The sequence below is a fragment of the Gilliamella sp. Gris3-2 genome (assembly GCF_001690345.1).
GTDB classification, from domain to species: Bacteria; Pseudomonadota; Gammaproteobacteria; order Enterobacterales; family Orbaceae; genus Gilliamella; species Gilliamella bombi.
Genome location: NZ_LZHB01000027.1, coordinates 1 through 11,614 on the forward strand (window position 1 = coordinate 1; position 11,614 = coordinate 11,614).

Consider the following 11,614-nt stretch of genomic DNA (forward strand, 5'->3'; position numbering starts at 1 on the left):
AGACAAAAATCAGTAGGGCTTTATGCCGATAAAATCGTGACGCTATTTAATCAGAGCTATCAGTCTTATGGTACAAGACGAATTCGATTTGATTTACAGAAAGAGAATATTTGGGTGTCACGCCGTTACATTGCTCGGGTGATGAAAGCCTTATTGCTGGTATCAAAATACACCGTTAAACGTTATCAATCTCATACTACGGAAGTGAATGAAACCGCCACAGAAAACCACCTGCAACGACAATTTGATGTAGGTGATAAAAAACAAATTGTTGTTGCGGATTTAACCTATATTCAAGTTAAGCAACGTTGGAACTATTTATGTGTTTTAGTGAACTTATCCGATAGGCAAATTGTCGGTTATCATGTTGGTCAACATAAAACAGCAGAGCTTGTTATGTCGGCATTAAGTCAAATTAAACTGCCATTATCAAAATTGGATTTATTTCATTCAGACCGCGGTAAAGAGTTTGATAATCGGTTATTAGCGGATTGTTTTAAGACATTTAATATCACGCATTCATTAAGCAAGAAAGGGTGTCCATATGACAATGCGGTAGCGGAAGCGACATTTAAAACAATTAAAACGGAATTTGTAAAAGGCCAACGTTTCAACTCAACAGCTGAGTTACAACGCGCTTTTTCGGCTTATGCTTATTGGTATAATCATAAACGATTACATTCTTCGTTAGGCTACTTGCCTCCCGTTGAATTTAAAAAACACTTACCCCTTAATTTTTTTGTTTGAAAATGTGTTGCCATTCCAGAATTTTCTACTTTTTTGCTGTACTATTTTAGGGGATAGTTACACAGTGGATTTAATTTTTGATGGCATTAATGATGTAAAATTAAATCAGGATATGCCAGATTATTACTTGTCTAGTATAGAAAGCCAAATTCATTTAAACAAAAATAAACTTATCAATATGCAAAACCCTTCGGAATATATTACTTTTGTTGGCAACGAACTTGATGATTCTGATTTTTTTATGGGAATTGAAATACTAGGCTGTTTTATTAGTACAAGAGCCAAAAATTGGCTAGAAAAATATTGTCCTAACTGTTTTGACTACTATTTAATTAAACCTGATTAATAGTGGAAATATTCTAACTTAATTGCTTAATCTAAATAAAAGATAATCATATAATTTTTCTGCTAAAAAATTAGCATGCTCACTTTTTACGATTAAATTAAAAAAATAGTATTGGCTATACGAATCTTCAATTATAGGATCGGAAAGCATACAAAATTCGATGTAAGCTAAATATAATTTTTTTATATCATCAGAAATTTCTTCTAAAGAGATATGATAATTGCTTATATCATAAAAGATATTAGTGAATTTATGATTAATAATACTTAATTCTATAAAAGGAGCTTTATTTTTCTCACAAAATTCCCAATGAAGCGATTTTGTTTTATCATTTCTATAAATAAATTTCATTAAGGATCCCATCCTAGATTTTGTGAATTTGTTATTTAAAGGGTAAGGTTGATTCTGTCTCCGAATTCTAATAAACCGATTCATAGAAAATATTTCTTTATTTAAATCAGAAGAAGAATAGCTTATTACATTTACATACGCACTTGTATCATTTTATGCAATGTGGGTGATTTGATGTAAATACTTATATCTTGATAATTGCTACATCTATTCTTTTTGATGTTAGTATACAGCCAAATCAGAATGACAAAAACCTGTTACAAAATCCATTAATTCTAAAATAATATCTTCACTATTAGGATATGTTAAGTTTTGCAAGCACACATACATACAATTTTTGGACATGCCTTTGTTTTTAAAATAAACAAGTGATTTTCTAATGTCTAACAGGTCCTGTTTTTCAGATATTTTTTGTGTGATACAAGCTATAAATTCTTGTTGATAAAGCATGTTATTTTTCTTTTTTCTCCTTTTATACATTAATAATTACAGTTGCTGAACTATCTGAGAAAATATCGTTAATATATTTAATTAACAACGTGTTATCTAGTTCATTAAATTCAATAATAATTTTTTTAGCCTGTATTTGCTCGGTTTTATGTTTATTTATCTCTATGGTAAGTGTATTTTTTTTCAAAACGATACTTTTAACTGCTTTAGCTACTTCGATTTCGGTTAGATGAGTTTGAATACCTATTGATTCATCTACATCACCTTCATCTTCATCAAATCTAGATAATATTAAGTAATTGTTGGGAAATATTAGATCGTTGCTGATACCAATAATTAATACTTGATCTTCGGTATAACAGTTAATATTTGTTGCCAAGAATTTTATTTCATTATTTATCATATTATTAATATTCTGATTTTCTTAAATATCATTTTTCTTGGTAAGATTTATGTCAATTATAGTATTTATAAAATTTTGCTATTACTAATAAAGTGAGTTTAAACAAAGCTAACAATTTAATATAACTTTATCTAATACCTTCTTGGTAATGATAGTGCTCAAGCATTTGTGCACTATTTTGTATACACCAATCATAACCACCAATATCTATCGGCATTTTAGTCAAAACGCCTGTTAATTTGTTAAGCTTTACCCAGTTATCTGCTTTTTCAAGGGACGAAAACACCGCAGATACCATTGAAATATTGTCTCTCTTAAAAACCCAAACCCAACTATATTCTTTCATACTATTTCACCTGTAATTCTTCTTTGGATTTTTCATGCTAATAATAAAAATGTTATAAACAATAATTTATGGGAACTGCTTGTATTGTTTATAATATTTTCTCAAATTACTGTAAACAATACGAGCAATTTCTATATTTTTTATTTGTACTGGAAGTTATTGTTTAGAGAGTTCAATCCGACAGAAGGATCATATTATTTTGTTAATGAATGATATCTTTGAGGTAATACGCTAATTTTTCCAGTCCCCAATAATACAAGACTAAATGCACTCAAAGCCATAAAAGCAGGATATTCCCAATCTCCACCTGTATTGCTAAATGATCAACCATTTGTTGAATGAATAAAACTTATAACAATCATCTGAATAACAGTGAGTGAGCTGATTATACGAGTTAGAATTCCTAAAAGTAATAAAGCGCCACCAGCAATTTCAAAAGCAATTGTTAAATAACCAATAAATCCTGGAAATCAAATAGATTTAAAGTATTAAGCTGTACCAGAGGGGGTTAAAACAAGAAGTTTAGTTAACCCATGCGCCAAAAACATAATACCTAATGCTATACGTAATAAAAGTGATGCAATGTTGTTTAATCGATGTTTTAGTCGATGAGCTTAAAAATCATCCAAGATATGTTTGTTAAAAAATTGATCGTTTGGTATTTTAAATACTCTACAATATAAATATAATGTATACAAAACAGTACCTAATTAGGCTTGTGCTATTTAGGTAATAGAAGATGAATTTAATAAGGAATATAAAATGGGGTTATTTGCTCGCTTGTTTAGGCGTGGTGATAATGAAATCCAGCAATCAGATGACATCTTTGTGCCAAATTCTTCTATTGAAAATCCTTTATCTTTGATCGTTCTATTCAATGGCAAACTCTCTTTTAATCAACATAAATTATTAAAAACATTACGCAAAATTGATTCATCAATGAAAAATATTCGTTTGCAATCATCAATTGAGCAAATAGCTGATGGAGCTGATATACATGCAGTCTTTGGTAAGCACATTATTAAAATCGTTGGCTTTAATTCCCCTTGTTCTGCCGAAATTTTAGAACCTTGTATTGAAAGTAGTCAAAAAAGGCAAGATTTTAGACAACAAGTTTATCATCATCAAAGCCATATAATGTTGTACTATGTTGGCTTTGAAGAGGATTTAGTTGAACAATATGTTGCTCTAACACAGTTTGCTGTTGGATTTGAACATAGTGATATGTGCGCTCTTATTAATGCAAAAGCTCATCAAATTTTAGCAACTCATGTTGCCAGTGCACTGGCAACCGAACAAAAAGGCGTTTATTTGTTACGTAATTGTTTACCTTTATTTTTTATTGGATTTGAGGAATTTAATGTTGACCATTTTGATGGCGTATGGATGCGTACTTATGGTGCCGATGCTTTTGGTTTTCCTGATTTTGCTATATTAGCTAATAGTTATGAAGATGGAGAAAAGTATATGAACATGTTCAATATTTTATTGCTTTCTTTGCGGGATAGTGGGGCAATGATACGTGCAGGTCATACTACTGAAGATACTGAGGGCAAAAAAATGTTATTGCGTAATCCATTAGTACAAGAATCTTTTTTACAAAATGGTGGAACGGTATTGGTGATGGAATACTTTGTTGAGTAATCTTTAGTATAAATCAGATTTATTAATATAATGGTTAGTATCCTTATTGATAATAATAGATTTTAGAAAAACTTAATATTAAGGAATAGTAAATGAATATTTTTTCACGCCTATTTGGCAAAAAAGCACAGCAACAACAAGCAAGCGGGAATCTGGTTGAAAATCCAGAGATTAAAGAACCGTTAGCATTAGGAGTCGTTTTTAAAGGACAATTTTGTTTTGATGAAAATAATTTATTAAATAAATTACGTAATATAGATTCTTCTATGAAAGATATCCAATGCCAACAGCCATTGGGGCAGTTAGATGATGGATGCTATATCTTAGTTGGTTGGGGAAAACACGTGATTAAGCTATTCGGTATCAATGCTCCATATCCTGCAGAGGTATTAGAAACTTGTGTTGCACCTGCACATTATAATCAGGATATCAAAGCGCAAATTCGCAATAATGATAGCCATTTAATTTTATATTATGTTGGGTATGAGCAAGATGTACTTGAGCAATACCTTGCTTTAACCCGTTTAGCAGCTGGTTTGGAGGAGTTTAATGCTTTAGCTGTGATTAACGGAAATGGACATACTTCGCTACCGATAAATACTATTCGCAAATTGGTTACAGATAAAGATGGAATTGATAGTTTACGCTATTGCTTACCCTCGTTCTTTTGTGGATTTGTGAAATATGAGGTAGAGGGTGTTAAAAGGGTATGGATGCGTACTTATGGTGCGGATATTTTTGGCTTGCCTGATTTTGCTGTATTAGCCAATAGCCATGATGAGGGGGAATATTATTTTGAAATGTTTGGCAATATCCTACAGTGTTTGCGTGATAGCGGTGCAACAATGAGGCCAGGCGATACCATGGAGGTGGGTGATGATAAAATGATGTCATTACGCGCTCCACAAGATGATGAATACTTTTTGAAAGATCAAGGTCATGTTTTGGTGGTTGAAATAAATAGCAATAATGCAACTGCATAAATACTTAACTTGCCAGCAAAATTAATCTAATAAAATAAACGTCTATTTTTAAATAGTGCGTTTATTTTTTTATATTCATTTTATCACTTAATTTATTGCTTAATTTACTTATTGATAGTGCTAACCCATTATCAAAAATTTATTTTTTCATTGTGAGTACAATATCGCCAGAATTCAGCCTTACCTTTTCGCCATTATATTGGTACTCAGACCACAGTGAAGGGTTATCCGATTCACAGTCATTAATGATTCGATATTCACTATAACCTGTATTACAGCCCAAGATAGGTATAATCTCACCAACAGTTCTGTCAATATCATGTTCAGACAAGTAGGTAATTAATTTTTTGACTAATTCTAGTTTGTGTTTTAACTCTGAATTATCTTTATATGATGATTCAATAAAATCAATAATATCTAACATTTATAACCTTTATAAAAATGTAAAACCAAAAAAATGATTTGGGTCAAAAAGTAAATTACCGCAGTCTTGACCATTGACGTAACTTATACTCATTGAGGAGAAGGGTATTGATGAGTATGTTATATCGGTGATAATTACAGCCTGCTCAGTTTTGAATAATTGTGAATAAATTGACATCAATGAAAAATGGTCATCATCATCTAAAGTAAACCATGCTTTAATTTCTGTTAATTCATTATATTGTATAATACCTGCTTCACTGAGATATAACTCAAAAATAACTTCATCAATAATAAAATATAATCTGTCATAAAATGGGTGAAAAATCGGTAGGGTAGCATAATCAATATAGCCAGCGATCATTACATCCTTTAGTTCACCAAACATTAATCTATCAAAAAATTCCTGCATGATTAACTCTTTTTTTACTTTGTACAATTAACTCAAAAAATGATTCTGTTGTAATCTAGGGATTCATAGTATATTGAATACCAAGTTATGATTTAACCTTTATATATTGCCATTTTATCTTAAAAAATACCTTTTAATTGCTTTTTGGATATTTTGAGCTGTTTAGCGATGATTTCTACGTAGAATGAATCACTTTGAATAATGTAATGGCAATAGTCACCACGATCGTAGTGTTGCCAATCAGGTAAATGAGATTGTCGTTCATTAACTAATTCTTTAAGCCATGATGATTCTGGAATAATCCAATAACAAGTATTCAAATCATCTCCATCACAATGGCTATAGTAAGCGTACTGTTTGTTTCGTTCAAAGCGCATTGCCCAAACATTAGAAAACTGAAATATACCCGTAAATTTAGAATACTTGGCAGGTTTATACCATATTTTACAATAGGCGGTTAATGCATCGCCTTTGGATTTTATGACAATGTCATCGTTGGGCGCTTGCCAAAAAGGAAGTTCAATGGGATAGGCATGATCTTTGGTTTGTGAGTGTTGATAGATAATACTATGATTGGTTAAGGTTGTTTGAATATGCTTTTCAACGTGGTAATTAGGAGATTTATCCTCTGTAATCATGAATGTAAGAATATAAGATGGATTAAGGACGATGTCAAAAGTACGATCAATTTTGTCATGAATTATTATAGTAAAATCATCTAACTTAGCTTTAGCAATACCACTATCATTTTTATAAGTAAATGTACAGTTAAAGGCTTTCGTAAGTTTGGCTAATAGTCGTTCAAATGAGCAATTCTCATCAATTAACAACCTTAACCATTTTGGGGGAGTGTTCATCTGTTCCTGCTTAGTACTATTACTTTGCGATTAATTTAAGCCTAAACTGGTAAAAATATTTGCCAGTTTATCAATAATATTTATCAATTTTAATCTTTTTGAGAAGGAATTGTTAGACTAATCTCATTTTTTATTATCTAAATAGTATTATTAAACGATTATTTCAAATCGAAGATAATTTTGAAAGTGGTTGGTGGTTTTGCTATTTACTGATTTGTTAAAGCTTTTATGCATATTTTTACATGGGGTTTCTGTTAAATTTAAATTGCCATATAACAAATATGCGTAGATATTAATAGTATAATGTTTCGATCAGAATAAAGTTTAACGAATTTCACTTCTCTTAAAAAAATAACAGCGCGATACATTAGTTGCGCTGTTATTGCTTATATTATTGTTAGTGTCGTTGAATTGATTTAAATCTTTCTGTCGTTTGTTTTAGTGCAATTTCTGTTGGTAAACGTTCCATTGAACTTGCTCCATAAAATCCATTACATTCAGGGCAATTTTTTAAAATATATTCAGCATCTTCAGGGGTAGCAATAGGACCACCATGACATAAAATAATAATGTCTGGGCGAATTGCTTTAGCCGCTTTTGCCCATTGATTGATTAGTGGCACACAGTCAGCTAGTTTTAATGCTGTTTCTGCACCAATACTCCCCCCCGTCGTTAGTCCCATATGAGGTACTAAAATATCTGCACCCGCTTTAGCCATATCGATCGCATTTTGTTCACTAAATACATAAGGTGTTGTAAGTAGATCTTTTTCATGTGCTTTGCGGATCATTTCGACTTCTAAAGCGTATCCCATTCCTGTTTCTTCTAGGTTTGCTCTGAAGTTGCCATCAATGAGTCCAACAGTTGGAAAGTTTTGCACGCCAGCAAATCCCGTTTCTTTTAATTTATCTAAAAATTGGTCAAATTGACAAAATGGATCTGTGCCATTTACACCCGCTAGTACTGGCGTATTTTTAACTACTGGTAATACTTCTTTAGCCATATCCATTACAATTTCGTTAGCATTGCCATAAGCAAGTAATCCTGCTAATGAACCTCTACCTGCCATACGGTAACGCCCTGAATTATAGATAACAATAAGATCGATACCACCAGCTTCTTCACATTTTGCTGATAATCCTGTACCAGCTCCACCACCAATAATTGGTTGACCTTTAGCTATCATGTCGTGGAATTTTTTTAACAATTGAGTGCGTTGACTACCCATAATATTCTCCAAATATTTATTTCATTATTTTTGTAAATTCATTGATGATAAGATTACAAAACTGCGGTGAGTTTATATGATAAGGGGTTTTTATTAACTTTCTTTTTTGAGTTTGGATAAAGGTTTTTTCAAATTCATCAATAAATGCTTGATTTGCTTTTGGTGACCAAAAAGCACCACCTTCAATATCTAAAGCAGAAAAACCACCTTCAGGAATAATAAAAGTGACATAACCTTGGCATTGATTAAGTTTATTTGCTATCCAATTAGCCATTTTTTGATTTTCTTCTGGCGTTGTTCGCATTAATGTCACTTGTGGATTATGTGGATAAAATAGGCGATCTTGATATTTTTGAGGAATAGTATCAGGGCTTGCAAAATTTACCATATCAAGTGCACCACACGATCCAATATAAGGTACTTGGCTTCTTGCAATGGCACCAAAACGATCTTCATCGCAGGCTAAAACACCGCCAAATAAATAATCACATACTTCCGTTGTTGTAATATCAAGCACACCGTGCAATAAATGGCTATCAGCTAGTTTTTCCATTGCTTTGCCACCACTGCCTGTTGCATGAAAAACCAAACAATCATATTGCCCGTTTAATTTAGTTGATACAGATTGAACACATTTAGTTGTGACACCAAACATAGTTAAACCAATTGCAGGCTTATCTTCAATCGTATCTTGGGTTTTAAATAGAATTGAGCCAGCAATAAAATTAGCTGCATTGGTTAAAACTTTCCTAGATATGACATTAATTCCAGCAATATCAGTAACTGAATACATCATTGCAATATCACTTGCACCGATATAACCAGAAATATCACCAGATGCCATTGTTGATACCATTAGTTTAGGAATTCCTACAGCTAATGATTGCATGGCTGGAGTAATTAATGCAGTTCCTCCTGAACCACCTAAACCTAGTATGGCTTCTACATCGTTTTGAGTCATCAGAAACAATTTGAAAGCTTCGGCCATTGCAACAATTGCTTTACCTCTATCGCCACAAAAAACAGCCTGTTTACCGTCTGGATGGTAACTAGCGACGGTTTCTGCTGTGATAGTTGCTAAATGATTAAATTGATGAGATTGTGTAGAAACATCAATAATTTTGCAGTTGAGACTTTTTAAATCAAGAATATTTTTAATATAAACGATTTCTTGCCCTTTGGTGTCTAATGTAGTAACCAAATAAATTGTACTAGTTGATGCCATTTATTACTCCTAAATGAGTTAATTAGGTAAATATTTGTAACAAAAGGGTGATTAATTGTCATACATTATATATCAAAAATGAGATTTAAGTCTCATTTTTTTAGGAAATGATAAATTTTAACTAATTTATTAAAATGCAGTATCATATTTAAAATTACGATAAATTAAATATATTCCTAATGACTCAGAAAACTTTAGTATCGCACCCAACATATGTTGGCGTAAAAAAACGGACTTATGAGCGTTTAATTAATATTGCATTAGAAGCATTAGAACAAGGCTGTGAGCTTACCATAACTGAACTTGCTGATAAATCGGGTATATCCAGAGCAACAGCATACCGCTATTTTCCAACACAAAGTGCTCTAATTACAGCTGTGGTAGAAAGTTCATTAGAACCTATTTTTAGTTGGCAATCAAAAAAACAAAATGCAGAAGAACGTATTAATGATTTTTTAGCTTTTGCTTTTCCTCAAATGCTAAAGCATGAAGGGGCGCTACGTGCAGCATTAAGGGTTTCATTACAACAGTGGGCAACAGAACGGTCATCATTATCACCACAAACCGAAAAATTGGTACGAGGTAATCGTAAAGAAACTCTTACAACAATATTATCCCCACTCAAAGCTGAACTACCAAATGAGCTTTATGATAAAGTAGTTTATGCTATTTCAATTATTTACGGTTCTGAAATATTTATGGTACTCAAGGATATCTGGGGACTTGATGATCAAAATGTAATATCACTATCGCAATGGATAGCTAAAGCCATCATTCATCAAGCCAAACAAGAAGCATCGAAAATTTGATTGGAGCTCAAAAAGTCTGTTCTTTAATTTTACTTATTCTTGTATATTAAAAAAATCAATAAGTTTACAGAAAATGGGATAACATAAAATAATGATTCATCCTTATCTAAATATTTGAAGTAAGAAAACCCTAATGAAAAAACTTGTTTTTATCTTTATTTTTTGTCTTTGTGGTTGTGCAAATAAGCAAACGCAAATTTTGCCTAATAATGACACAATTATAAAATTAAAAGTTGAAAAAAAGTGTAGGGATTATTGCTGAATCAAAGGAATACTCATATCAATTTACTAGTCCCGAAGTCATACTAGAACTTAAAAGCTACCATGATTTTTTAGCTGAAAATAAAGATGATATTGAAAGTGTATCAATTACATTTTATCAAGAAAATTTAAGTGATGAAATTGTTGCTCAATATAGTAATTTTATTCCTGAGCTAAAAGCCTTAAACAATAAAAAATTATTAGCGAAATATAAATCAAAATCGATTTTGAGAGATGGTTATTATCAAGTTCTATTTAAAACCAAAGGAAACTTCTATAAGCAATCCAATACATTATCTGATCAATATTTATTACCAGAATCAATTACTGTATTAGTTAAATCAAATCATAAAAAAGAATCAGATATTGACATCCAGGGCGATATGATTGGTTTGATTATATTTCCAATTTTTATTCCTATGGCGATGGTTGGTTGCTTAATTGGTCCTTGCTAAAAAGTCTGTAGAAAAACATCGGCAAGTTTACTCTCCATGGTTGAAATGATCCTTTAAAAATATCATTAGGCGTTTTCCCCAAAATCGATTTATGGGATTACCTGTATTATAAATATTAATAAATCCCTTAACTTGTCGGCATTAATCATAGACACCAATTTCTTCTGCTTTGGCTATTAACTCATCTTTGCAATTGTAACTATTCCCTTAAATAGTACAGTCAAAAAGTAGAAAATCCCCTTTTACTTTTTGTAATGTTTTGAATTTTGATAGCCAATAATTGCCTTTATCATATACACAACCAATTAAAACATTTCCTTCGGTTTTGATTGTTAATTCGCGACTATAACAATATTGTTTTTCAAAAGACCAATTTATATCAGCAATATCAAGATATTTCATAATAAGTTCAAAACTTGTTTCAGAATATATGATTATATTATTCAATAAAGTAACTGGATGACGAGCTAAATCAAATCCTATTGAATATATCTTGGAATTAACAACCATTATTTCCAGTGAATCGTAAAAATAAGAAAAACCTTCACTTTTTTTAAATTTATCAAAATAATATTTTTTACCCAAATCTTTTTTTTGAAAAATAGAATATATTTCTTTCTCTGGTAACTCTACTTTTAATCCCAAATATATCCCAGTCCTAAGAAAATCAGTTA

The 11,614-nt window shown here is 31.3% G+C and carries 16 protein-coding genes and 1 pseudogene; 6 read left to right on the top strand and 11 right to left on the bottom strand.

Annotated features, from left to right (window positions below):
- Positions 1-747 (top strand): IS3 family transposase (locus A9G32_RS04685; RefSeq protein ID WP_065640646.1); only part of this gene is annotated, 747 nt, incomplete at its 5' end.
- Between the two features lie 64 nt (positions 748-811).
- Positions 812-1,093: a hypothetical protein gene (locus tag A9G32_RS04690; RefSeq protein ID WP_065589778.1), complete on the top strand. Its 282-nt coding sequence runs from the start codon at positions 812-814 to the stop codon at positions 1,091-1,093.
- A gap of 18 nt (positions 1,094-1,111) precedes the next feature.
- On the opposite strand, the gene A9G32_RS04695 is transcribed toward A9G32_RS04690, so the two are convergent.
- From A9G32_RS04695 to A9G32_RS13575, 5 genes and pseudogenes are all read right to left on the bottom strand, one after another.
- A complete protein-coding gene (locus A9G32_RS04695; protein WP_065589779.1) occupies positions 1,112-1,444 on the bottom strand; it encodes a hypothetical protein in 333 nt (110 codons plus the stop codon).
- Positions 1,445-1,666: 222 nt separating this feature from the next.
- Complete coding sequence (locus tag A9G32_RS04700) at positions 1,667-1,894, bottom strand: hypothetical protein (RefSeq protein ID WP_065589828.1); 228 nt, start codon at positions 1,892-1,894, stop codon at positions 1,667-1,669.
- Between the two features lie 22 nt (positions 1,895-1,916).
- On the bottom strand, positions 1,917-2,297 hold the full coding sequence (locus A9G32_RS04705) for a hypothetical protein (protein WP_065639493.1): 381 nt from the start codon (positions 2,295-2,297) through the stop codon (positions 1,917-1,919).
- A 127-nt stretch (positions 2,298-2,424) separates the two neighbouring features.
- Positions 2,425-2,643, bottom strand: a complete 219-nt coding sequence (locus tag A9G32_RS04710; RefSeq protein ID WP_065589781.1) for a DUF7710 domain-containing protein — start codon at positions 2,641-2,643, stop codon at positions 2,425-2,427.
- Positions 2,644-2,837: 194 nt separating this feature from the next.
- Positions 2,838-3,227, bottom strand: a pseudogene (locus A9G32_RS13575) (DoxX family protein).
- 178 nt (positions 3,228-3,405) lie between these two features.
- Between A9G32_RS13575 and A9G32_RS04715 the strand changes: the two are divergent.
- Together A9G32_RS04715 and A9G32_RS04720 are read left to right on the top strand one after the other, a co-directional pair.
- Positions 3,406-4,287 (top strand): DUF4261 domain-containing protein, encoded by an 882-nt coding sequence (locus A9G32_RS04715; RefSeq protein WP_065589782.1) that lies wholly within the window; start codon positions 3,406-3,408, stop codon positions 4,285-4,287.
- Positions 4,288-4,379: 92 nt separating this feature from the next.
- Entirely contained in the window at positions 4,380-5,270 is an 891-nt protein-coding gene (locus A9G32_RS04720; RefSeq protein WP_065589783.1) for a DUF4261 domain-containing protein, read from the top strand.
- Positions 5,271-5,409: 139 nt separating this feature from the next.
- Here the strand turns inward: A9G32_RS04720 and A9G32_RS04725 are convergent, their stop codons facing one another.
- From A9G32_RS04725 to A9G32_RS04745, 5 genes are all read right to left on the bottom strand, one after another.
- The gene (locus A9G32_RS04725; RefSeq protein ID WP_065589784.1) at positions 5,410-5,694 is read right to left on the bottom strand and encodes a hypothetical protein; all 285 of its coding nucleotides are present in this window, start codon (positions 5,692-5,694) and stop codon (positions 5,410-5,412) included.
- A gap of 9 nt (positions 5,695-5,703) precedes the next feature.
- A complete protein-coding gene (locus tag A9G32_RS04730) occupies positions 5,704-6,105 on the bottom strand; it encodes a hypothetical protein (RefSeq protein ID WP_065589785.1) in 402 nt (133 codons plus the stop codon).
- A 119-nt stretch (positions 6,106-6,224) separates the two neighbouring features.
- Complete coding sequence (locus A9G32_RS13205) at positions 6,225-6,962, bottom strand: hypothetical protein (RefSeq protein ID WP_218055839.1); 738 nt, start codon at positions 6,960-6,962, stop codon at positions 6,225-6,227.
- A 397-nt stretch (positions 6,963-7,359) separates the two neighbouring features.
- Positions 7,360-8,190 carry a phosphoenolpyruvate hydrolase family protein gene (locus A9G32_RS04740; RefSeq protein ID WP_065589786.1) on the bottom strand — a complete coding sequence of 277 codons (831 nt, stop codon included), beginning with the start codon at positions 8,188-8,190 and terminating at the stop codon, positions 7,360-7,362.
- 16 nt (positions 8,191-8,206) lie between these two features.
- Positions 8,207-9,415, bottom strand: coding sequence for a Tm-1-like ATP-binding domain-containing protein (locus A9G32_RS04745; RefSeq protein WP_065589787.1), 1,209 nt, complete (start codon positions 9,413-9,415; stop codon positions 8,207-8,209).
- A gap of 179 nt (positions 9,416-9,594) precedes the next feature.
- Here A9G32_RS04745 and A9G32_RS04750 point away from each other — a divergent pair, with 179 nt between their 5' ends.
- Together A9G32_RS04750 and A9G32_RS04755 are read left to right on the top strand one after the other, a co-directional pair.
- A complete protein-coding gene (locus A9G32_RS04750; protein ID WP_065589788.1) occupies positions 9,595-10,224 on the top strand; it encodes a TetR/AcrR family transcriptional regulator in 630 nt (209 codons plus the stop codon).
- A 233-nt stretch (positions 10,225-10,457) separates the two neighbouring features.
- Positions 10,458-10,940 carry a hypothetical protein gene (locus A9G32_RS04755; RefSeq protein WP_065589789.1) on the top strand — a complete coding sequence of 161 codons (483 nt, stop codon included), beginning with the start codon at positions 10,458-10,460 and terminating at the stop codon, positions 10,938-10,940.
- Positions 10,941-11,147: 207 nt separating this feature from the next.
- Here A9G32_RS04755 and A9G32_RS04760 read toward each other — a convergent pair.
- A partial coding sequence (locus A9G32_RS04760; RefSeq protein WP_218055840.1) for a hypothetical protein occupies positions 11,148-11,614 on the bottom strand: 467 nt, incomplete at its 5' end.

Excerpts from the sequence above, each read along its gene's own strand:
- A9G32_RS04695 (WP_065589779.1), bottom strand. The coding sequence starts at position 1,444 with ATGAAATTTATTTATAGAAATGATAAAACAAAATCGCTTCATTGGGAA.
- A9G32_RS04700 (WP_065589828.1), bottom strand. The coding sequence starts at position 1,894 with ATGCTTTATCAACAAGAATTTATAGCTTGTATCACACAAAAAATATCT.
- A9G32_RS04705 (WP_065639493.1), bottom strand. The coding sequence starts at position 2,297 with ATGATAAATAATGAAATAAAATTCTTGGCAACAAATATTAACTGTTAT.
- A9G32_RS04710 (WP_065589781.1), bottom strand. The coding sequence starts at position 2,643 with ATGAAAGAATATAGTTGGGTTTGGGTTTTTAAGAGAGACAATATTTCA.
- A9G32_RS04715 (WP_065589782.1), top strand. The coding sequence starts at position 3,406 with ATGGGGTTATTTGCTCGCTTGTTTAGGCGTGGTGATAATGAAATCCAG.
- A9G32_RS04720 (WP_065589783.1), top strand. The coding sequence starts at position 4,380 with ATGAATATTTTTTCACGCCTATTTGGCAAAAAAGCACAGCAACAACAA.
- A9G32_RS04725 (WP_065589784.1), bottom strand. The coding sequence starts at position 5,694 with ATGTTAGATATTATTGATTTTATTGAATCATCATATAAAGATAATTCA.
- A9G32_RS04730 (WP_065589785.1), bottom strand. The coding sequence starts at position 6,105 with ATGCAGGAATTTTTTGATAGATTAATGTTTGGTGAACTAAAGGATGTA.
- A9G32_RS13205 (WP_218055839.1), bottom strand. The coding sequence starts at position 6,962 with ATGAACACTCCCCCAAAATGGTTAAGGTTGTTAATTGATGAGAATTGC.
- A9G32_RS04740 (WP_065589786.1), bottom strand. The coding sequence starts at position 8,190 with ATGGGTAGTCAACGCACTCAATTGTTAAAAAAATTCCACGACATGATA.
- A9G32_RS04745 (WP_065589787.1), bottom strand. The coding sequence starts at position 9,415 with ATGGCATCAACTAGTACAATTTATTTGGTTACTACATTAGACACCAAA.
- A9G32_RS04750 (WP_065589788.1), top strand. The coding sequence starts at position 9,595 with ATGACTCAGAAAACTTTAGTATCGCACCCAACATATGTTGGCGTAAAA.